At 59.8% G+C, this 22,127-nt stretch carries 14 protein-coding genes; 11 read left to right on the forward strand and 3 right to left on the reverse strand.

Annotated features, from left to right (window positions below; genetic code table 11):
* Positions 1–51: 51 nt before the first annotated feature.
* Together AC5S27_RS22760 and AC5S27_RS22765 are read right to left on the reverse strand one after the other, a co-directional pair.
* On the reverse strand, positions 52–2,490 hold the full coding sequence (locus AC5S27_RS22760; RefSeq protein WP_493936846.1) for a protein kinase domain-containing protein: 2,439 nt from the start codon (positions 2,488–2,490) through the stop codon (positions 52–54).
* 53 nt (positions 2,491–2,543) lie between these two features.
* Positions 2,544–2,909 (reverse strand): VOC family protein, encoded by a 366-nt coding sequence (locus AC5S27_RS22765; protein WP_493936847.1) that lies wholly within the window; start codon positions 2,907–2,909, stop codon positions 2,544–2,546.
* 105 nt (positions 2,910–3,014) lie between these two features.
* On the opposite strand from AC5S27_RS22765, the gene AC5S27_RS22770 reads away from it, so the two are divergent.
* Entirely contained in the window at positions 3,015–3,302 is a 288-nt protein-coding gene (locus AC5S27_RS22770) for a helix-turn-helix domain-containing protein (protein ID WP_493936848.1), read from the forward strand.
* 59 nt (positions 3,303–3,361) lie between these two features.
* Here AC5S27_RS22770 and AC5S27_RS22775 read toward each other — a convergent pair whose 3' ends face one another.
* Positions 3,362–5,305, reverse strand: coding sequence for a M61 family metallopeptidase (locus tag AC5S27_RS22775; RefSeq protein ID WP_493936849.1), 1,944 nt, complete (start codon positions 5,303–5,305; stop codon positions 3,362–3,364).
* A gap of 205 nt (positions 5,306–5,510) precedes the next feature.
* Between AC5S27_RS22775 and AC5S27_RS22780 the strand changes: the two genes are divergently transcribed.
* The 10 genes from AC5S27_RS22780 (at position 5,511) to AC5S27_RS22825 (ending at position 22,121) form a co-directional block, all read left to right on the forward strand.
* On the forward strand, positions 5,511–6,941 hold the full coding sequence (locus AC5S27_RS22780) for a glutamine synthetase family protein (RefSeq protein WP_493936850.1): 1,431 nt from the start codon (positions 5,511–5,513) through the stop codon (positions 6,939–6,941).
* 142 nt (positions 6,942–7,083) lie between these two features.
* Complete coding sequence (locus tag AC5S27_RS22785) at positions 7,084–9,408, forward strand: glycoside hydrolase family 44 protein (RefSeq protein WP_493936851.1); 2,325 nt, start codon at positions 7,084–7,086, stop codon at positions 9,406–9,408.
* Positions 9,409–9,489: 81 nt separating this feature from the next.
* Positions 9,490–10,359: a tetratricopeptide repeat protein gene (locus tag AC5S27_RS22790; RefSeq protein ID WP_493936852.1), complete on the forward strand. Its 870-nt coding sequence runs from the start codon at positions 9,490–9,492 to the stop codon at positions 10,357–10,359.
* 153 nt (positions 10,360–10,512) lie between these two features.
* Entirely contained in the window at positions 10,513–12,054 is a 1,542-nt protein-coding gene (locus AC5S27_RS22795; RefSeq protein ID WP_493936853.1) for a circularly permuted type 2 ATP-grasp protein, read from the forward strand.
* Positions 12,055–12,151: 97 nt separating this feature from the next.
* On the forward strand, positions 12,152–13,114 hold the full coding sequence (locus AC5S27_RS22800; RefSeq protein WP_493936854.1) for an alpha-E domain-containing protein: 963 nt from the start codon (positions 12,152–12,154) through the stop codon (positions 13,112–13,114).
* 15 nt (positions 13,115–13,129) lie between these two features.
* Positions 13,130–14,116, forward strand: coding sequence for a transglutaminase family protein (locus AC5S27_RS22805; RefSeq protein WP_493936855.1), 987 nt, complete (start codon positions 13,130–13,132; stop codon positions 14,114–14,116).
* Positions 14,117–14,366: 250 nt separating this feature from the next.
* Entirely contained in the window at positions 14,367–18,197 is a 3,831-nt protein-coding gene (locus tag AC5S27_RS22810) for a TonB-dependent receptor (protein WP_493936856.1), read from the forward strand.
* A 139-nt stretch (positions 18,198–18,336) separates the two neighbouring features.
* Positions 18,337–20,514 (forward strand): S9 family peptidase, encoded by a 2,178-nt coding sequence (locus tag AC5S27_RS22815; RefSeq protein ID WP_493936857.1) that lies wholly within the window; start codon positions 18,337–18,339, stop codon positions 20,512–20,514.
* 118 nt (positions 20,515–20,632) lie between these two features.
* Positions 20,633–21,979: an ABC transporter permease gene (locus AC5S27_RS22820; protein ID WP_493936858.1), complete on the forward strand. Its 1,347-nt coding sequence runs from the start codon at positions 20,633–20,635 to the stop codon at positions 21,977–21,979.
* Positions 21,972–22,121 (forward strand): hypothetical protein, encoded by a 150-nt coding sequence (locus AC5S27_RS22825; protein WP_493936859.1) that lies wholly within the window; start codon positions 21,972–21,974, stop codon positions 22,119–22,121. Before AC5S27_RS22820 ends, AC5S27_RS22825 begins: the two co-directional genes overlap by 8 nt.
* Positions 22,122–22,127: the final 6 nt, after the last annotated feature.

Genomic DNA, 22,127 nt, shown 5'->3' on the forward strand with positions numbered 1-22,127 from the left:
CAAGCTGTATCTCCTGAGCCAACAGATTACGCTATTCCGCCTAGCCCCCTGCTAGCGATGATTCCCCTGCACAGCGAGCAGGATCTCCCGCGCCTTGGCATCTGCCTGCGCTGCATCCGGCGATGTGCCGCCAACGAGCAACTTCGCCGCCTTCTCCGCATGCGGTAACGCCTCGGCATAGTTCTTCTCACCCAGCAACGCCCGCGCCCAAAGCAGCTGCGCTTCTCCCAGTCGCCGGTCGGTAGGTGCAACCTTTCCATCCTCAACACCAAAGAGCTCTTTTGCCGTCGTCTCTGCCTGAGCAAACTTTCCGGTCGCAAGGTACGCCTTCGCCAGCACTTCAAGCGGCTCGGCAAGATCGGGGGTGGTTCCGGCCACTTTCCGCCAGGCAGGCATCGCGCCCTCGATCATCGGCAGCGCTTCGTTGCCTCGTCCAACCTTGATCAAGACCCCTGCCATGCGATCCCGCTGCTCCAGCGCGCCCCGGCTATCCGGCCCTTCGCATCCCTTCAACCCGTCGTACGCCTGCCCATACAGCTGCAGGCTCCCCTCAGGGTCGCCGCTATGATCCTTCACTGCAGCCAGTTCTCCATACACAGCGGAGAGATCACACGTTGCGGCCGCATCCTTCCTGTAAATCTGCAAGGCCTGGGTGTAGGCGGCTTCCGCCTCCGCATACTTCTCACGCAGCTTCAAGTCCCAGCCCAGTGAATAGAGCACATCGCCGACCTCATGCGGAGGCATGGTCCGGTCAGACTGCGCTTCCTTCGCAGCAGACTGCAGCATGCCCAGATTTTCGTCCGTTCGAAAGCCCAGGCGCTCACGGTTGGTCGCGTAATACACCTTGGCCCAGACCCGCACTCCGGGAGCGACGCCAGCTTTCCGCGAGAGCTCAAGAGCATGCGTCGTTAATCGCAGACCTTCCTCCGGCTTGCCTTGCAGATAGGCGACTTCACCGGCCGTGGCCTCGGACTCCGCTTCAGTGTCATAATCCTTGGCCGCAGCAGCATTTGGAATCGCCTCGGCAAGCACCCGCGCCGCGCCGTCCAGATCGTTGTTCTCATACATCGACTCGGCGAGACTCATCTGCGCCTTTCGCAGATCCGCCGGGTTGTGGATGTAATCCGGTAGCAGCTTGGCACCTAGCTCCAGAAAATCCGGCACGGAAAACGTAGGCTTGCCCGTATAGTTTGAATTCGCGAGATAGAGGAGCCGGTACAAAAACGTCTGCATCCGCAGCGCCCGCTGCCCTTCCAGCACAGCCTGCCGCTGACGCCACTCCGCATATCCCAGTGCGGCTACGAGTAGCAGCAACACGACGGACGCCGCAATCACGGTTCTCCGCCTGCGCCGCAGAAACTTGCTCACCAGATAAAACGTGGTCTGCGGCCTGGCCAGCACCGGCATACCATCCAGATGCCGGCGCAAATCCTGCGCTACAGCATCCACGGTCGGATAACGATCTTTAGGCCGGGGGCTGAGGCACTTCGCCGTTATCGTCGCCAGATCCCCGCGCACGGTTTGCAACAGCTTGCCTTCCGTGAGTCCGCGACTCTTGGCCGCCTCCGCAGAAATCGCGTGCGTCAGCCGCTCGGGCTCTCGCTCGGAAATCGCCTGCTCCATGCGCGCCGCCATGGAGGATTTGCCCCCAGGCCGCCGTCCCGCCAGTAGTTCAAACAAAATGACCCCAAGCGCGTACACATCGCTGGCCGTCGTTACGGGATCGTTCCGTAATTGCTCGGGACTGGCGTATGCCGGCGTTGCCATTACGGTGCTGGTAAGCAGGCTGTCTGGTTGAAGGAGCTTTGAAGTGCCAAAATCGAGAAGCTTTACCGTTCCGTCCGCAGTTACCAGGATGTTCGATGGCTTGAGATCGAGGTGCACAACCAGGTTACGATGCGCGTAGGCGACCGCGTCGCACACCTTCAGGAATAGCCACAGCCGCTGCATGATGGGCAGCTTGCGCGCGTCGCAATACACGTCCAGATGCTCGCCAATGACATACTCCATCACCAGGTAAGGCTGACCATTCTCGGTCAAACCGGCATCGGTCATGTGTGTGATATTCGGGTGATCGAGTGAAGCCAGGATCTTTTGCTCCCGCAGGAACCGCTCAACAAACGCCGGCCCCGCGGCATGCGGCCCCAGCACCTTGAGCGCCGACCGCAACATGGCGCCGCCCACCGTGCGCTCCACCAGGTAGACCGAGCCGATCCCGCCTGACCCCAGTAGACGAACGAGGGTGTACGGACCAATCTTCCCCGTCGGCACAGCAGGCTCTGGCTTCGCAGTTCCCCCATTGCCGGAATCCGCATCGCCCACCAGAGTCGTGGTCGCGGCATCTCCGGCGGTAAAGATCTCCAGCGCTTGCCTTCGCAGCTCAGGATCTTCGCAGGCAGCGGTCAGCACCCGCTCCCGGTCCGCCTCAGGCGTCTCCGCAGCCAGATGAAACAGCTCCTGCAATCGTTCCCAGCGCTCAGATTCGGTCATCACAAGTTGCATCCGATGTTAGCGCGAACGGTCACAGATCCGGCAACACCTGTTCATCGGCTCGAAAATACAAACACGTTTCCGTCCGGATCACGGAACTTGGCCATCGTGCCCCATACCTCTTTTCTCGGTTCCTCCGCCAGTTCCACGCCACGCTCCTTCAGGCCCTTGGCGGTCGCGAATACGTCGTCGCACCAGAAGGTCATCGGCTGAAATCCGCCAATGCGATCCTCCATCCCCGGCGGCGTGAACAGTGCCAGATTTGTATCCGAACCCGGTATGAGAAGTTCGATCCACCGCTGGCCACCCATGAACGGGCGGTCCGTCAACACCTTGAATCCAACCTGCTCTGTATAAAACTTCAGCGCCACATCCTGATCACTTACCGGAATGCTCACAATCTTGATCCCACGAATCATCTTCGACCTCCAAGCCGATCTCTCCGCACCATAAGCGCGCGTGGCCACGGTTGCAATCTGGTAAGTGCTGCTATAGTAATGATCGGTATAGATCGGCGCGTGGGCATGGCAGAGATCGATAGCTACATCACCGACGTTCTGATGCGCGACCTTGTTGGCCACGACAAACGTCCGGTCAGCTTTCTCGTCTATCTCTGGCTCTTCGCAGAGCAGCAACGGCGCAGCGGCCCGGTCCAGATCAGCTATCAGGAGCTCGCCGAATCGATTGGCGTATCCAAGAGTTCGGCTCAGGCTGCGGTCGGGTGGCTCACCCAGCGAAAACTCCTCACTGCGACGAAGGCTACCGTAACTGCTACGCCGTCTTACAGCGTCCAGCGGACGTGGCGCAAATAGAAATCCCGCGCGCCAGCCACACTCATTCGGGCCAACGCGCGGGATAGGTTGTGACTCAGTTAGTCGTTATCCTTCTTCTCTTCGGGAGCTTTTTCGGTATTGGTGCGCGCCGTGGTGATGTCGTCGAGATAAGCCGGCGTTCCATCCACCCGCTCCAGCGCCGGATATTTTTCGCCGTCGTGATAATCGATCTCGTACGGATTCACGAACGTATCCGCCTGAACGATCAGGTGAATCGGCTCAGTTGCGCCCTTCGCCGCCTTGATCGCTTCCTTCAGCGCATCGGCCGAGTAGATATGCCCATTGACCGCGAGGATCTTGTATCCCGGGGCCAACCGAGCCTTGTCCGAGGGCCCATTCCAGCGCACGTCGCTGATCACGCCCTCCGAGGAAATGCGCAGTCCGATCGAATACCAGACGTCGATGCCTGCCCGGCGTCCCTCGTCCGAGTAGAGAGTCTTCTCGGACTTGGTTGGCTTGTCATGGTAGACGAGCTTGTAGCCGCCCTGCTCAATCCCGGCGACGTCCGCCCGCGGATTCGGCTGGTCTACGCGGTCGTGCAGGAATTTCGCCCAGTCGTATGGGGCCACTTCGTTCAGGTCCTTGATCAACTCGTCGCGGTTGTAGGTCACAATTTCAGGACCGGTATCTCCGCCCTTGCCCAGGAAGATCTTCTGGAAGTCATCCAGCGACTTCTTGTTGTTGGTCAGCTTGCGGATCAGGGTGTCGGCGTCGAGCCAGAGCAGTTCGCCTTCCTGGTAGTAGTCCTGCCCGCGCTTCCAGTTGGACCACGCCGGGTTGCCGCCGCGCAGGATGCTCGCTGCAATCGCAGTGTCTTCGGTCGAACGCCACTCGCGTCCCGGCTTCGAATCGAGCTGCGCCGCGGACATGGCCAGCATGTCGCGATACTGCGCCTGCGACTTCAGGCCCGAACGCGCCGCCAGCACATTGCCCAGGTACTGCGTCATGCCTTCGTAGACCCAGAGCAGCGAACCCTGCTGCATCTTTTCGAAGTCTGTCTGGTAGAGGTTAAACGGCCGGCGGTACTTACCGTTCCAGCTATGGGTGAACTCATGCGCCAGCAGATCGGACTCGGCCAGCTGGTGCATATCGTCGGCAAACCCCTTCTCACCCACGCCGTTGTCCGAAGACTGCCCGTGCTCCAGCCCTTCGCCGCCTGCCACATCGGAAAGCGTCAGCAGGAAGTGGTACACGCGATAGTGGTGCGAGTTGTAAACAGTACCCGCTTCGCGAACGAGGTTGTTCAGTTCCGCCAGTACCGAAGGCCGCAGCTTCGAGTCTTCCGGCGAATCCGACACCACGTCGATGAAGTGCTTCGGCGTGACTTCAGGAGCGAGCGCAAACTCGTGGAAGTATTCGCCGGTAATCACCGGGGAATCCTCGAGCTGCTCAACATTCGTCACCGCATACTTGGTCACGCTACCCGCTGTCGGCACCGGATAAGCGCCCGCGCCCTCAGGCGTCAGAGCCGTGCCGATACCCCATCCGGCAGGGACTTTCAGCGAAGGCTGAACAGGGATCTCCTTCACGGGGACGTTCGCGGGGTAGAGCAGCAGCTTCTCCCACTCGAGGACGGCCATCTTCTGCGAAATTCGCTCGGTCACGATGCAGTCCAGATGGGCATGCAGCGTCGTAACGCCCTTCGGCACAGTCACATGGAACTCGTACAGGTCTACGTCGTCGCGCCGCCAGGGCAGCTTTTCGCCGTTGGCAGTAAACACGACGCCCGTAATGTCATCGACGGGGCCGGTCGGGCGATGGTTCCCCGGAATCCACTTGGGGGTGGTCAGCGTCACCGGACCAGCCGTCACGGGCAGGTCGATCTCCGCGTGATACAGCTTGCGCGGAGCATCGGTGAGGTCAGCAACAATCTGAATCGGAGCCTTCTGAGCCTTCAGAGCCACTGAGGGCACGACAAGAAAACCAAGAGCCGCAGCGGAAGCCGCCGCCAGGCTGGAAACGCGAAGGTGTGAAAGAGGCATCTTTCGGTAAATTCTCCTTAAACTCGATGCTACCAGCCCGGATTTCACGCTCTCGCGGTAGACACGCTGATCGGCACGTCCCCCGGCTTACGTTTTCCTTATGCGCTCCGGCGTGTCGCGCGTTACCCTGATTGCACGATCATCTGCAGCCTGCGGCCATCGCTACGTCGCTGCCTATTCTAGAAACACCCGAAGGGAGAGTTCCGTGCCAGATAGTTTCCGCAATTTTCTAGCCCTCAGCTACGAGGAGCTTGAAGAGAAAAACCTCGCCATCAAAGCCGACCGGCTCAACCGCGTCTCCGCAGATGAGACCCGCGAAAAGCGCCTCAAAGAGCTGACCGATGCCAAGGGCATCAAGGCTGTTACCGTTCTCTTCAGCGATCTCGAAGGCCGTCTGCACCTGCTCGACTACGACAAGAAGTTCCTTCTCTCCAGCTACGACAACCTCACCTTCGACGGCTCCTCGATCCGCGGCTTTACGGCGCAAAAGGAGAGCGATCTACGCCTCGGCATCGACTGGAGCGCCTTCTACTGGGTTCCCGCCGACGTTTTCGGCACGGGCAAGGTTCTCGTCTTCGGCACAGTCATCGACAAGAACGGCGAACCGTACTCCGGCGACCTGCGCGGCGTGCTGAAGAAGTTCTCCGACACCCAGTACGCGGAAAAAGGCCTGACCCTCAACGCCGCTAACGAAATCGAAGGCTTCCTTTTCGCCGGCATCGACGCCGAGCAGAAGTTCAAGGATACGGGCCGCTTCGACTACGTTTCCACCGGCGGCTACTACCACTCGCTGCCGCTCGATCCGCTCCGCAAGTTCATTGATACCGCCGCCGAAGTGCAGCGCGCCATGGGCTTCCAGAACGAAAAGGATCACCCGGAAGTCGCTCCGAGCCAGTTCGAAATCAACTACACCTACGGTGAAGTCGTCTCCGCAGCCGACCAGATCCAGCTCTACAAGCTGCTCAGCCGCCAGATCGCGAACAACATGGGCTACACGGCCAGCTTCCTGCCCAAGCCTGTTGTCGGCGTCAACGGCAGCGGCATGCACACCAACATGTCCATCACCAAGGACAAGACCAACCTGATGTGGGACGCGAACGGCGTCGAAAAGCTCTCCACCTTCGGCTGGGACTACATCGACCGCATCCTGTCCCGCGCGCTCGACATCTGTTTGATCCTCAACCCGAGTGTGAATGCCTATCGCCGTCTCGATCCGCACTTCGAAGCGCCCAACCAGATCAAGGCCTCTGCCACCGATCGCGGTTCGATGGTCCGTGTGCCCATCGGCAACTCCAAGTCCATGCGCGTCGAAGTCCGCTCCGTAGGCCCGGACGCGAACCCCTACCTGGTCCTTTACTCGCTGTTCAAGACCGGCATCGACGGCCAGGTTGCCTCGATCGACAACATCCGCCAGGCCAGCCGTTACCTGCCGGATAACATCTATTCGGCCATCGACGATTTCAGCTCCTCGGAATGGGTCGCCGAAATCCTCGGCGCCGACGTGCAGAGCCGCTTCGCCGACTTGAAGCGCGCCGCCGCTGACCGCTCCCCGCGCCAGCTCGGCACTTTCGTCAAAGGCTCCGAAGTCCAGTACCACCACGAGGTCTACAACCAGGCTCTCTGGAACGACTTCTAGCAAGAACGGAACTCCAAGACAGCGGCGGCATTTCCAACCAGGAAGCGCCGCCGCTTTCTTTTGAGCAGAGGAATCGTTCGAGGTATAAGATTCGGGTGACTGCAACAATTTGATGACGGTCGCGAAAGAGGACTCATCCACCATGCGCACGCCTCTCCGCCCCCGCCGGACTGTTCGACCTATCTTCTCGCTGGTTCTGTGTTTCTTCGCGGCTCTCGGCGCACAATCTCAACAGTCAGGCTCTGTTCCCACGCCAGTCAGGCCCATCCAGCCCACCCCACGCCCTCCGGGACGCGTCGCCCTCCTGAACCCGCCGCCGGCAACCCCTGTTTCCGTAACCATCAATACTCTGACCAACCGCCATCTCATCAGCCCCTATATTTACGGCGCGAACTTCCCGCCCGACGCTGCCTACGTCACCGCCTCCGGCGCCACCATGATCCGCTGGGGAGGCAACAACAGCTCCCGCTACAACTGGACCATCAACGCCAAGAACCTGGACGCCGACTACTACTTCGAAAACTACAGCTGGGGCACGCCTGACTCGCCCACCTTCCTCTCGACCATCTCCGCCGCCGGTGGATCCCCGCTAATGACCATCCCAATGCTCGGCTGGGTCGCCAAAGACACCACCAGCGTCAGCTTCTCGATCGCCAAGTACGGCAAGCAATGCTCCTTCGACCCCTATCGCACCGACGCAGGCAATGGTCAGCTTCCCGACTGCTCCACCAATCTCACCGGCAACGACCCCACCGATGCGGATGTCGAACTCCTCGACGCCCCCGGAACCAGTGACCCGGCCGGCAGCGTCTATCGCAGCCAGTGGATCAAAGCCATTGCGCCTAAATTCGGCAACCAGCCCCATTTCTATGACCTCGACAACGAGCCCGACATCTGGTCCGGCACGCATCGCGACGTCCACCCTGCTCCCAGCGGCTACGACGAACTGGCCGCCGACATCGTCAAAGAAGGCCACGCCGTCAAGTCCTACGATCCGCTGGCCGTGCGCTTCGCCCCCGTCTTCTGCTGCTGGTACTTCTACTGGAACGGCGTCGACAACAACGACAAAGGCCAGCACGGCGGCCTGGACTTCCTCCCCTGGCTGCTCAACGAAATCAAGTTCCAGGACACCGTCTCGGGATCGCGCTCTCTGGATGTCTTCGATGTCCACGCCTACTTCAACAGCCCTTCCAACACCGGCCTTTCCCCGGCCCAGATTCAGGCCGCAGCCCTGCGCCAGACCCGCGACTGGTGGGACCCTGCGTACGTCAGCGAATCCGGCGCGGTCAATCAGCAGTACGCCACCTACCTCCAGCCAGACAAGACCGTTGCCTTCGTCATCCCGCGCATGCGCGCCCTCGCCAACAGCATCTACCCAGGCACCCCGGTCAGCTTCACGGAATGGAATGGCGCTTTGGCCGGCGAAGCCGACTTTTCAACTGCCCTTGTTGACGCTGATTCCTACGGCATTCTCGGTCGCGAACGCATGTACGCCGCATCCCGCTGGACCGCTGCAGACGCGTCAACCCCTGCCTACCAGGCACTGCTTCTCTACCGCAATCCCGATGGCCAGCACCAAGGCTTCCAGCCGCTCTCGGTCGAAGCTACCAGCACCACCAGCCCCAACCTCTTCAGCGTCTTCGCCTCCACTGACACAGCCGGCCAGACCATGACCATCCTCGTCGTGAACAAAGATCCCGCGAACAGCGATTCCGTGAGCTTTGATGTCAGCGGATTTCAGCCCTCCCAGATGAAGACCTACACGCTTTCCTCCGTCACACCGAACCGCATTGTCGCTTCCTCCACGAGTAGCTGGCAGTCGACGCAAACTTTTGCCCCGTACTCCGCAACTCTGATCGTCGCCACCGGCGCCACCCCACAGAAGCCCGCAGTCGAGTGGGATCTCAACCCGGACACGATTGCCGCTTCAGCCTCCAGCACCATCACCATCGCTCCCGCCATCACTTCCGGCAACGGCACAGTCAAGCTCACATCGGCCAGCGGCGCGGCCGGGCTCGGGATCGCCCTTACGCAGTCCAGCCTCGCGAGCGGCACGAATGGCCTCATCACGCTGACCACCCCATCCACGCCCGGTTTCTACTCCTTCACGGTCACCGGAACAGACTCCGCCGGCACTGCCCAAACGCAACAGGGGAGGGTGCTCGTCGGCAATCCCGCTGCAACCCTCACGAAGACCGGCGACAACCAGTCCGCCACGCACGGTTCGCAGATCACGCTCACCGCGACATTCGTCCCTGGAACCTCGGGCGCCAGCGCGGGCAATGTGACCCTGCTCTTTACCACCTCCGCCGGCATGCTCTCCTCGCGCGTGGTCCGCACCAATGCCAGCGGCCAGGCCACCGTCACGTTGACACTTCCGTCTACCCCGGGGAAGGTCACGGTGACCGCCAAAGCACCCATTCCCTGGGGCGGCCAGATTGCCACGTTCACCGAGACAGCCCAGTAACTCCCGGGAACAATCCAACCGGAAGCCGATGCTATCCTGTAGCCAACCTACCCCGCTTGTTGGCCATAGGAGGCATCTGCGTTGCGACCCAGTCTTGTCGTCGGCATCGTCGCCGTATCCATTCTGTGCCTGACCGGCTTGACTGTTGGAGTCGTTATCGCCGTGAAGTTCGTCCACTTCATGTCCACGGAAGGCCACAACGAAATCGCCTGCAACAACCTCAAGGACGACAACGTCGCCATGCAGGGCTGCTCGGCAGTGATCAAGGATGGCAAGGCGAACACCAAGACTCTCATCCATGCGTATAACCGGCGTGCAGCCATGTCGAATCGGCACAGACAATTCGAGGCGGCGATAGCCGACAGCAACGAGAGTCTGCGCCTCGATTCACGCAACGTACCTGCGATGGTCAATCGCGGCAACGGCTACGAAAATCAGCGCAAATTCGATCAGGCATTTGAGGATTTCGACCATGCGATCCAGCTCGACCCAAAGCACAGCAAGGCATGGTTTGGAAGGGGTATGATCAACAACGCTCGCGAAGACTATCCGCATGCCATCGCAGACTACTCCCAGGCTCTGAAACTTAATCCAAACGACGGATTTGCCTACACCTATCGCGGGTTTGCTGAGAGTGCTACCGGGCAATTGACGCAGGCCCTAAGCGACTGCAATCAGGGGCTAAAACTTCGTCTCAACGACAGTACCGCCTACGATTGCCGGGCTTTCACGTATCTGCGCATGGGCAAGTATTCCGATGCATTACCTGACTACAATCGCGCCCTCACGCTCAGCCCCAATGTGGCCGGTTGGCTCTATTGCCGCAGCATCGTGAAACGCCACCTGAATGACCCATCGGGTGCCAAGACTGACTTAGCGGCCGCGCTCAAACTCCATCCGAATGTCGCCACCCGCTATAAACGCTATGGCTTCGACTCCGGAAAACCCTGAGTTGCGAATCTCCGTCTGATTCGCTCCTTCTCGTACTTCCGTTTCCATTCCCACGGTGTACTCTATTGAAACCCGAACGGATATTCACCGGATTTTCTCGTTCACAGATTTTGCAATCCCAGACCTTCCAGCAAAGGAACTGCCATTTCTGAGATGAGTGCCAAAGAGCCTGTCAACCGAGACACTCCCGGGCTGGGCAACCCGGGCGAAGTCGATACCTCCGACGCCGCTGCGGCTAACGGCGATCAGCCGATTCCGCTCGAAAGGCTTTTTCGCGACTACCTCCTCGACGGCGCCTTCGATGAAATGCGCACTCCTGACGGTGGTATACGCCCGCACTACAAGCAATTGGTCGAAACCCTCGCCAGCCTTCCGCACGATGAACTCCTCCGCCGCAAGCAATCCGCCGACCTCAGCTTCCTGACACAGGGAATCACCTTCACCGTCTACGGCCGCGACGAAGGCACCGAACGCATCTTCCCCTACGATCTGCTGCCACGTGTAATCGCTGCTGACGAGTGGGATCGCATCGAACGTGGCCTCACCCAGCGCATCCTCGCCCTGAACCACTTCCTCCGCGACGTCTACGGCGACGCCAAGATTCTCCGCGACAAGGTCGTGCCCGCGGACATGGTCTATAGCTGCAAGCACTATCGCCGCCAGATGTGCGGCCTGGAAGTGCCTCGCAACGTATATATAGCCGTGGTCGGCTCGGATCTTCTCCGCCTGCGCACCGGCGAATTTGTCGTCCTGGAAGATAATCTGCGCGTTCCCTCCGGCGTAAGTTACATGCTCACCAACCGCCGCGTGATGAAGCGCACCTTCCCGCAACTCTTCCACAGCTACGGCGTCCGGCCCATCGAGCACTACCCGCAACTGCTGCTCAGCACTCTGCGCTCGCTCGCTCCCGAGGGCCGCCCGGAACCCAATATCGTCCTGCTCACCCCCGGCGTCTACAACTCCGCCTACTTCGAGCACACCTACCTCGCCCGCCAGATGGGCATCGATCTCGTCGAAGGCCGCGATCTCGTTACGCACGACAACATCGTCTACATGCGGACGACCGACGGCCTGAAGCGCGTCGACGTCATCTACCGCCGCGTCGACGATGACTTCAGCGATCCGCTGATCTTCCGCAAGGACTCAGGCCTGGGCTGCGCCGGTCTCTTCAACGCCTATCGCGCAGGCAATGTCACCGTCACCAACGCCTTCGGCACCGGCCTGGCTGACGACAAGGCCATGTATGCCTACGTCCCCGACATCATCAAGTACTACCTCGATGAAGACCCCATCCTCAACAACGTCAAGACTTACCTGCTTACGGAAGAGAAATCCCGCCAGCACGTCCTTGCCAACCTCGACAAGCTGGTGGTCAAGGCGGTCGGCGAGAGTGGCGGCTACGGCATGCTCATCGGACCGCAATCGACCGCAGCGCAACGCGAAGAGTTTTCCCGCGCCATCGAAGCCAACCCGCGCAATTACATCGCCCAGCCTACGCTCGACTTCTCCCGCGCCCCCTGCCTCTTCGGCAGCCAGATGGAGCCACGCCACGTAGACCTGCGCCCTTACATCCTCTTCGGCGACAAGGTCAATATCGTCCCCGGCGGTTTGACCCGTGTAGCTCTCGAAAAAGGCTCGCTGGTCGTCAACTCCTCCCAGGGCGGCGGCAGCAAGGATACCTGGGTCTTGGAATAGGGTAAGCACAGTGTGAAGTGCGAGTGTGAGTGTGGAAAGCAGATTGCTCAACACTCACACTTCACACTCACACTCGAAATCTTCAGGAGTCCGAAGCATGTTATCGAGAGTCGCCGACAGCCTCTATTGGATGAGCCGCTATCTGGAGCGCGCTGAGAACACCATCCGCCAGCTCGACGTCACCATGAGCCTCGTCCTCGACTCCTCCGAGACCTCCGCCGAGACCCGTTGGCAGCGGCTCGTCACCGCCCTCGGCAACCCGCCTGACACCGAGTGGAATGGCGACATGGAATTGATGGCGCGCACGCTTATCTTCAGCACCGTCAACCCGGCCTCTGTCACCACCTGCATCAACGCCGCCCGCGAAAACGCCCGTCAGGTCCGCGAAGAAATCTCCACCGAACAGTGGCAGCGCCTCAACCGCCTCTACCACCAGATGCATTCGCCACACGCCCAGGTCCAGTTCGGCTCGAACCTCAACGATTTCCTCGCCTCCGTCGTCGATGGCATCCACCTCTTCAAAGGCGTCAGCGACACCACCATGCTGCACGGCGAGGGCTGGCAGTTCATTCGGCTCGGCCGCTACCTCGAACGCGCCTACGCCACCGCCACACTGCTCGAGGTCTACCAGGAAAGCCTCCTCGACCTCACCGAAGAAGATAGCTCCGGCTACCAGTACCTCGAACTCGTGGGACTCCTCCGCTGCTGCACATCGTTCGAAGCCTATTGCCAGGTCTACACGGCCGACCTCTCGCCTGACCGCATTCTGGAGTTCCTGCTCCTCAACCGCGACTTCCCCCACGCCCTCCGCTACTCCATCGACGCGATTCGCCAGTCCATCGATGCCGTCCAGCAGAACGGAGGCCGCCGCCCGCCCGACGAACTCATGGCCACCGCCGGCAAACTCCACGCCATGCTGCGCTACACGACCATCGAGGAGATCCTCGAAGGCAACCCCGGCGCGTTCCTACACTCCATCCGCGAACAGTGCCAGCTGATCCACGAACTGCTCTACCGTTACTACGTGCAGTACTCCATCCAGTCAGCACTGGCCGTTTAAGAACCCGGAGATCTCATGAACTTCTACTCCATCCGCCACCTCACCCGCTTCCGCTACAAGCGGCCGGTCAGCGAAAGCATCATGGAAACCCGCATGCACCCGCGCTCGGACTCCAACCAGCACTGCCTCGCCTTCTCGCTCGCAGTGAGCCCGCGCTGCCGAGTCTTCAGCTACCGTGACCACTACGGCAACAATGTCCAGCACTTTGATATCCCCGGCGAACACGACCAGCTCGTCATCGTCGCCGAGTCCCTCGTCGAGCAGCAGATGCAGATGGACGTACCGTCCTTTCTCGCGCCCGACGCCTGGTCCGAACTCGACGCCCTCGTCCACGAAGGCGATTACGGAGAAATGCTTCTCCCGAGCACCTTCGCCGCCCCCACCCCGGCCCTGCTGGAGATGGCGAAAAAACTCAATGTAGTCCGCCGCGACGACCCGCTGATGGTCGTCCATGAGCTGAACAAGAGCATCTACGAATACTTCGATTACGTCCCGAAATCCACCCGCGTCGATTCACCCATCGATGAAGCCATCGAGAGCCGCCAGGGTGTCTGCCAGGACTTCGCGCACACCATGATCGCCCTGCTCCGCCACATCGGCATTCCCGCCCGCTACGTCAGCGGCTATCTCTACCGCGGCCGCGAAGACCACGATCGCTCCATCCCAGACGCATCGCACGCGTGGGTCGAAGTTCTGCTGCCGCAGCTCAACTGGGTCGGCTTCGATCCCACCAATGACCTCATCGCATACAACCGCCACATCCGCACCGCCTGCGGTCGCGACTACGCCGACGTACCGCCGACACACGGCGTCTACCGCGGCAAAACTGAGAGCGAACTCTTCGTCGCTGTCAAGGTCGAAGGCAGCATGGAACCCCCGCCACTCGACCGCAAACTCCCCATCCCGGAAGACTGGTCCGTGCTTGTCGAGCGCGCTCAGGAACCTCCCCAGCGCGTCGTGCCAATTCTCGATTCCCAGCAAATGCAGCAGCAACAGCAATAATGAGAACGACTTCGGGTTTTACCGGGTCTTAGCTGGAATTTGCCTCCTTTTCAAGAGGCAACGTGTTTCGCTCAAGAAAATCTGTTGAATTCCGGGAAATTTTCCGGCAAGATACAGCTACCCATCGAGTGGGCGGCCCAATATCGGTTCCATCCCCAGGGCCAGCCAGTACGAATACTCGAGTCGTCTCAACGGGTCCATAACACAACCTGTAAGACTTTTCAGCACTTCATAATTTGGAGGAACAGACGTGAAACGATCCCATCTGGGAGCGATGCTCTTGTGCATCCTCATCTCTTGTAGCTTCGCTTTTGGCCAGTCTGCCAACACCTCTCTGCGCGGTATCGTGAAAGACCCGTCCGGGGCCCTGGTTCCGGGCGCCAAGGTGACAATCGTGGACAAATCCGTCGACAAGACGCTCACCGCCACAACCAACCAAGCCGGTACCTACCAGTTTCCGCAGATCCCTCCGGCCAAATACCTCATCACGGTCTCTGCGCAGGGTTTCGGCGAGTCGTCCAAGACCGCTGAGTTGCTGGTCAATCAGCCGGCTACGATCGATTTCACACTGTCGTTGCAAACGAATCAGGTCACGGTGGACGTGACGGCCAGCGCGCAGACGCTGAACACGACCGACGCTTCGATGGGTAACTCCGTGGGCAACGAGATGATTCAGTCGCTGCCGTTGGACGGTCGCGATCCGATCTCGCTACTCGCTCTACAGCCGGGTGTGCTCTTCCTCGGTGAGGGCGGCGGCAACAGTTCCACCGATAACCAGGAGAGCAGCGACAGCCGTCAGGGCGCGGTCTCCGGCAGCCGTTCCGATCAGGGCAACATCACGCTGGACGGTCTCGACGATAACGACCAGGTCAGCGGTTTTGCCTTCACCGGCGTTTTGCGCTCCACCCTGGACTCGACCGAAGAGTTCCGCGTCACTACTTCCAACGGCACAGCCGATGCCGGCCGCTCCTCAGGCGCTCAGGTATCGCTGATCACCAAGAAGGGCACGAACAAGTTCCATGGCGCGGCCTACGAGTATTACCGGCCAACCAACACGGTCAGTAACAATTGGTTCCTGAAGAATTCGCAACTGTCTACATACGGCGGAGACGTCGACGCCAAGTTCCTCAATATCCCCGCCAAATATCTTCGCAACGTTTTTGGAGCCAGTCTTGGCGGCCCTGTCTGGAAAGACAAGCTCTTCTTCTTTGGTAACTACGAAGGTCTGCGTCAAGCCATTGACAGCATCAATACAGCCACCGTCCCCACGAAAAGCTTCATGGCCGGCAATCTCGAGTATTACGATGATCAGGGCAACGTACAGAGTATCAACTCCGCACAGATCGCCAAGCTCGACGCCCCGTGCGCTGCCAATACGTTCAACGGCGCACCCGTATGTCCGTGGGGTCCCGGAGTTAACCCCAACGTTCTCTCTTACTACGCCAACGTGCCGACCGCTACTGGCACTGCGTCTGGCGATGGGCTCAACTCGGGTTCTATTTTCTTCCCAGTGAAGGTACCCACGACGCAGAACACCAGTATCTTCAAGCTCGACTACAACCTAAGCGGCAAACAGCAGATTTTTGCCCGCGGCAATTTACAGAAAGACACTTATGCAGGCAACGCAAATCTCCCAGGCCAACCGCCCTCAAGTGTCACTATTTACAACACCAAGGGCCTGGCATTTGGGCACACATGGACTCCTACAAACAGTATCGTCAACGACATCCGCTACGGGTATGTCCGGCAGGGATACGGTCAATCGGGTATCGGGCAAGGGGAGTACGTGGACTTCCGTTTCCTCACCCAGCCCACTGCACAAACCCGCAGCACTGTCAACTTTGTCCCGGTTCACAACGTCGTGGACACTCTCACCTGGACCAAGGGCAACCACACGGTCACCGTTGGCGGCAACTGGCGCATGATTCAGAACATCAGCAGCACTGACTCAAACTCGTTTAGCGGAGCAAGCACTAACCCGTACTGGCTCGGTGGAAGTCCGCCAGACCCATCCTCGCTCGGCAATGGTCAGCCTGAAGTGGGTTCCAGCTTTGGGAACTCCTACACCATTGCATACGCAACCATCGTGGGGACGGTACCGTCAGTGAGCGATGTCTTCAACTACAAAATCACGTCGCCTACCGCGGCAACGCTGCTCAAGGAAGGAACCTCCATCGCTCGCGACTTCAAATCAAACGAGTACGAGTACTACATCCAGGACAGTTGGCGCATCAAGCCTAACATCACAATTACGGCAGGCCTTCGCCATACGATCCTTCAGACCCCGTATGAAACCAACGGCCAGCAAATCGCGCCAACTATCGATACGCACGACTGGTTCAAGGAGCGTGGCTATCAAGCATCCAAGGGCCAGATTTTTGAACCGAATTTGCAATTTGCTCCCTCCGGTAAAGCCAACGGAAAACCTGGCTTCTGGCCCAAGAATAAGTACGACTTTGCTCCTCGCGTGGCGGTGGTTTATTCGCCCAACTCGAAGACTTCTATCCGCGCAGGCGGCGGCATTTACTACGACCACTACGGCGAAGCTATCTCCAGCGCGCTCAGCTCGGAAGCATCCTTCGGACTCAGCACAACCTACACCAATCCAGCCGGTGTTCAGGGTTTTGAAACCTCGCCTCGGTTCACGGGCCCGAGCAACATTCCCGCCATCCCGCTGCCGGCCGCTCCCGAATCCGCCAGCTTTCCTTACACCCCGCCCGCTCTCTTCGGAATCAACTTCGGCGTTGACAACAAGCTGAAAACCCCGTACTCGGAAGCATTTAATCTCTCTTTCCAGAGAGAACTTCCCGGCGGATTCCTTTTTGAAGAAGCTTACGTTGGCCGCCTTGGCCGTCACTTGCTGCAGCAGTTGGATATCGCCGAGCCGACCAACTTCAATGATCCCCAAGGGGCTGGAGATTACTACACGGCGGCTACGCAGCTCTCCAAACTCGTCGATCAGCACGGTGGCGATCCATGCGCTGCCGTCGGCAAAATTCCCTACTTCGAAGATGTCTTCAGCTACATGGCTGGATTCAATCCTGCAGTTGATGTAAACGGCAACGCCAATCCGTGCCCAACTCCCAATGCATCGGCTACTCAGGCTGTCTACACCTACGAGTGGGCCCCATACCGCTATGGGGAAGGCGAAACCACTTCCATCGCTGATCTGGACTTCTTCTGTTACAACGGCAACTACGGTGTCTCGTATAACTGCCCGGCTCAATCTCGTTTCTGGCAGCCCCAGTTCGCCTCTCTTTACGCATGGTCCTCGATCGGCAACAGTTCCTATCATGCCCTGCAGATGACACTTCGCCACCCTACAAGTCACGGTGTGACCGTAGACGTCAGTTATACCCTGTCAAAATCTCTCGACATGAATTCGGGTACAGAACGCGCCAACGAATTCTCCAACGACAGCCTGGGAGGCTCGGCCATTCAAAATACATGGAATCCGAAGCTCAATAAGGCGGTTTCCGATTTTGATGCCCGGCATCTGGTCAATGGAGACGTGGTCTATGTGCTCCCGGTTGGCCGCGGAAAGAAGTTCCTGGGCAACGGCAATCGCCTTGTCGATTCGGTAATCGGTGGCTGGACGCTTGGCGGACTGGCTCGCTGGACCAGCGGCCTGCCGTTCTCTCTCTTTGAACCCGGCTGGTCTACCAACTGGCAGTTGGAAGGCTATGGCGTCAAAACGAGCTACGTTAAGACGCGCAAGCATTACGACTTTGCCAACAAGCAGATGCAGGTATTCGACGATCCCGGTGCTATCAACGCAGGTGTCGAAACCGCCAACGGGCCCGTCCGACTCCCTTACCCCGGTGAAGCTGGCCAGCGTAATGCTTTCCGTGGCGATGGCTACTTCGACATCGACTCGACTCTCAGTAAGGTTTGGCAGATTGGCGACTTTGGCAAGTTGAAGTTCGACGGCGAGGTCTACAACGTCACCAACACAAACCGTTTCGATACCGTCAGCATCAGCTCGGGCCTCACCGGCGGTTCGCTCGGCGCGTACGGCTCAACGCTTCCCGCGCAAAGCAACTTCCGGCGCATGCAGTTTGGGCTGCGTTTTGACTTCTAACGTGGTCTCCGTGGAATCAACTCAAACGCCGGGGGAGCCAAACTCCTCCGGCGTTTTCCTTTGTGCCGCTGTAAAGTGAAGAGAGAGCCATCGGTCTACAGAACCATCTCCAATCTCCTCAACAGGATGAATTGCCCGCATGAAGCCTTTCGCATTCCAGCTAGCCTCCGCTCTCCTTTCCCCTTTTCTGTTCGCGGCAATGTTCAGCTCGTCCGCCCTGGCCGCCGCGCAAAATGACAAATCGGCCACCCTGCCGCCGATCACGCTCGACGAGTTTTTGAATACCACCGAGATCGCCGGAGCGCGCCTCTCTCCTGACGGCACCGCAGCCGTCATCGGCACCGACAGCCCCGACTGGAAAGCGAGCACCTTCCGCCATACCCTCTGGCTCTGGACCTCCAAGGGTGGTTTGCGTCCCCTCACCCAGTCCGGCTCCGACGAAGGCGCCGAGTGGAGCCCAGACGGCAAGTGGATCGCATTCCTGTCAGACCGCCCCATCACCGGAGGAGAAAGTAGCTCTGCCAAAGACTCCGGCAGCGATTCCGGCGATTCCAAGAGGTCCCGCGCAGGCGATCCCGATGACGACAAGACCACCCGCATCTGGCTCATCCCTGTCTCTGGAGGCGAAGCCCAGCCCCTCTATCGCGAAAAGCTCGACGTGCACGCGTTCGCCTGGTCTCCCGACGGCAAGACCATCTACCTCTCCGCCACCCAGCCCCTCAGCCACGAGCAGGAGGATGCCAACAAGGAAGAGTGGAAAGACGTCGTCCGCTGGCGCGAACAGGAGCACGGTGACATCGTTCTCGCCCTGCCCGTGGCCGCGTCACTCTCTAGCGCCTCAGCCCAATCCATCCAGCATCCCGCCAAGCCGGACGAATCCAAGCCGCAGCTCCCCCCCGGCGCGAAGACGGTCGCCACCAGCAAGATCGAGATTACCGAGGTAGTGGCCTCGCCCGACGGCCAGACGCTCGCTTTCCTGACCTCCTCCGTCAGCCACCGCATGGAAAACCCCGCAGACACCGAGATATTTCTTGTCCCCTCGGCAGGCGGTGATGCTCGCCAGCTAACCCACAATGATGCCCTCGAATCCAGCGTTCACTGGTCGCCCGACGGGAAGTGGCTGCATTGCGCCGTCCACGCCGCCGGGGGCTCTCTCGAAGGCAAGTACCGAGACGTGCAGGGACGCCTCTACCGCATCGACCCGACCAGCGGCAAAATCGAACGCCTCGGCGCCGACTTCACCGGTTCGCTCGAGGACTACGACTTCCTCCCTAGCGGCGAGATTGTCGCCCTCGGCCTGAAAGGGGTAGAGCAGCAGCTCTACCTCGTCAGCGGTGTAAGGGCCACTAAACTGCCCGGCGTCCCGGGTACTTATGCCGGTTTTTCGGTGCCCAAATCCGGAAACGCCCTGCTCGTCCGCCAGTCTTCCATCAATCACCCCGGCCAGATCTATCTCGCAGCCGACGCACACCACCCCGATCAGCTCACCGCGCTCACCCAGTTCAACCCCGTCTTTGCCCAACGTGCCCAGCCTGAATGGCAACCCTATTCCTGGAAATCCCCCGACGGCGCCGCCGTAGAAGGTGTGCTGATCTTCCCGCCGGGTAAGAAGGATGCACGCCATCTCCGCATGCTCACCTTCATCCACGGCGGTCCAGCCGACGCCGATGGCAACAAGTTCGGCGCCGACTGGTATGACTGGGCGACGCTCGCCGCCACTGAAGGCTGGCTGGTCTTCCGCCCCAACTACCGCGGTTCCTCAGGCTATGGAGACGATTTCATGCTCCAGATCGCACCACACCTGGTCTCGAAACCAGGCGAAGACATCCTCGCCGGCGTCGATTCCCTGGTCAAAGATGGCTACGCCGACCCCGACAAGCTTGCCATTGGCGGATACAGCTATGGCGGCTACATGACCAACTGGCTCATCACCGAAACCACCCGCTTCAAAGCAGCCGTCACCGGCGCCGGAGCCGTTGAGCACGCTGCCAACTGGGGCAACGATGACGTCACCTGGGACGACGCCTGGTACCTCAACGGAAAGCCCTGGGAAACTCCAGCCCTCTACCAGAGCGAGGCCGCACTTTTCCGCATGAACCGCGTCAAAACGCCAACCCACATCGTCCAGGGTCAGAGTGACATCCGCGTCAGCTACCTCGAGGGCGTCACCCTGGAACGTGCCCTGCAGCAGCTCGGCATCGAACACAGCTTCCTAGCTTTCCCCGGCGAAGGCCACGGCCTTTCCCGCAACCCCTGGCACGGCTACATCAAACTCCGCGAAGAGTTGAAGTGGCTCGACAAATACGTAGCGAAATAATCCCTGTAATCTTGTAGGAGCCGCTGATGCGGTAGCTTGCAAAGGATTTGGAAGCTACCGACCGCGGGCCGCATCTAAGCTACAGAAGCAAATCCCTTTCACCGACCTCGATAACCAAATGCCCCAGGCCGAACAAACTCGAGAAGAAGTTCAGGAGCAGGCAGCCACACAGGCCGCAGCCAAAGCGGCTGAGTCTGCCCGCGAGCAGGCCCGGCAGGAGTCCTTTCGCCGCACCCTCCTGAGCGCCCACCGTACCATCGCCTTCAGCGAAACAATGCGGCTGGCCATCGACAGCTTCCGCTCCAGCAAGACCCGCTTCGCCCTCACAGCTCTCGGCATGGTCATCGGCTCGGCGTCTGTCATTCTGGTAGTCACCATCGGCCTGACCGGCCGCGATTACGCTCTCGGCCTGATCGAGAAAATCGGCACCAACATGGTCGAGCTGGAATACTCCGGCGGCGGCGCCACCGGTTCAGAGAATACCGTCTACAACGACTACCTCACGCGCGACGACGAACGCGCTGTAGTCGCACAGGTGCCCTCCGTCCAGTACTCCTCGCCTGTGCTCGAAATGCATGACCGCATCAGCTTCGGCGGCGGGGTCGTGAAAGATACGCTCGTACTCGGCGTTGTTCCGCAGTACCAGCAGGTCCGCAACCTCATCGTCACCAACGGCCGTTTCATGGACGACGAGGATGAGAACGCGCACATCAAATGCGCGATCGTCACCATCCCCTTCGCCGAGCAGATGTTTGGTTCAGCGGACAACGCCGTGGGGCAGAACTTCCAGATCAGCGGCATCCCCTTCACCATCGTCGGCACATTCCGCCAGAGTGTGGACGACTTCGGCCAGTCCGAACTCACCGACAACACCATCCTTGTTCCCTATTCCGTCGCCCGCTACTTCACCGGCACGGACAACGTGAAGCAGATCTACTTTTCCCTGCGCAGCATGGACGATGTACCAGACGCTTCCGCCGCCATCGTCCGCATCGTCAAGAGCCGCCACAAGCCCAACTCCGTCTACCACACCACCAACCTCAAAGAGTTGCTCACCACCGCCGCGCTCATCGCCAACGGGCTCACAGCAGTGCTCATCCTTGTCGCCATGGTCACGCTCGCCGTCGGCGGCGTGGGCATCATGAACATCATGCTGGCCAATGTCCGCGCCCGCATTCGCGAAATCGGCATCCGCAAGGCGCTAGGCGCTACCTCCCGCGAAATCCGCCTGCAGTTCCTCACCGAGGCGGCCATGATCTCCCTCGCTGGAGGACTCGGCGGCACCATAGTCGGCCTCATGCTGCCCTTATCTGTGCGCCTCTTTACCGACTACGCCATCCCCATCTCACCCTGGTCGATCGTTGCCGCCCTCGCTATCTCAGTGATTGTGGGAGTCATCTTCGGCACCGTTCCCGCCACCCGCGCCGCCCAGATGGACCCCGTGGAGTCCCTTAAATATGAGTAACCTTCCGCCGGACGAGTTGGATGATGAAACTCCGACAAAAGGTCCAAACATCATCCTGCTGTACGCCTTTCTGGCGCTGGGCATTCTGGCAGCCATGGCCTTCGCCGCCGCCATCGTCTACCCGTTCTACAAACGTATCTAGCTGAAA

The sequence above is a fragment of the Acidicapsa borealis genome (assembly GCF_059115245.1).

Bases quoted from the DNA above. Each gene is read 5' to 3' on its own strand.
- AC5S27_RS22805 (WP_493936855.1), top strand. From the start codon at position 13,130: ATGAACTTCTACTCCATCCGCCACCTCACCCGCTTCCGCTACAAGCGG.
- AC5S27_RS22775 (WP_493936849.1), bottom strand. From the start codon at position 5,305: ATGCCTCTTTCACACCTTCGCGTTTCCAGCCTGGCGGCGGCTTCCGCT.
- AC5S27_RS22800 (WP_493936854.1), top strand. From the start codon at position 12,152: ATGTTATCGAGAGTCGCCGACAGCCTCTATTGGATGAGCCGCTATCTG.
- AC5S27_RS22760 (WP_493936846.1), bottom strand. From the start codon at position 2,490: ATGACCGAATCTGAGCGCTGGGAACGATTGCAGGAGCTGTTTCATCTG.
- AC5S27_RS22765 (WP_493936847.1), bottom strand. From the start codon at position 2,909: ATGATTCGTGGGATCAAGATTGTGAGCATTCCGGTAAGTGATCAGGAT.
- AC5S27_RS22820 (WP_493936858.1), top strand. From the start codon at position 20,633: ATGCCCCAGGCCGAACAAACTCGAGAAGAAGTTCAGGAGCAGGCAGCC.
- AC5S27_RS22785 (WP_493936851.1), top strand. From the start codon at position 7,084: ATGCGCACGCCTCTCCGCCCCCGCCGGACTGTTCGACCTATCTTCTCG.
- AC5S27_RS22815 (WP_493936857.1), top strand. From the start codon at position 18,337: ATGAAGCCTTTCGCATTCCAGCTAGCCTCCGCTCTCCTTTCCCCTTTT.
- AC5S27_RS22795 (WP_493936853.1), top strand. From the start codon at position 10,513: ATGAGTGCCAAAGAGCCTGTCAACCGAGACACTCCCGGGCTGGGCAAC.
- AC5S27_RS22825 (WP_493936859.1), top strand. From the start codon at position 21,972: ATGAGTAACCTTCCGCCGGACGAGTTGGATGATGAAACTCCGACAAAA.
- AC5S27_RS22770 (WP_493936848.1), top strand. From the start codon at position 3,015: ATGGCAGAGATCGATAGCTACATCACCGACGTTCTGATGCGCGACCTT.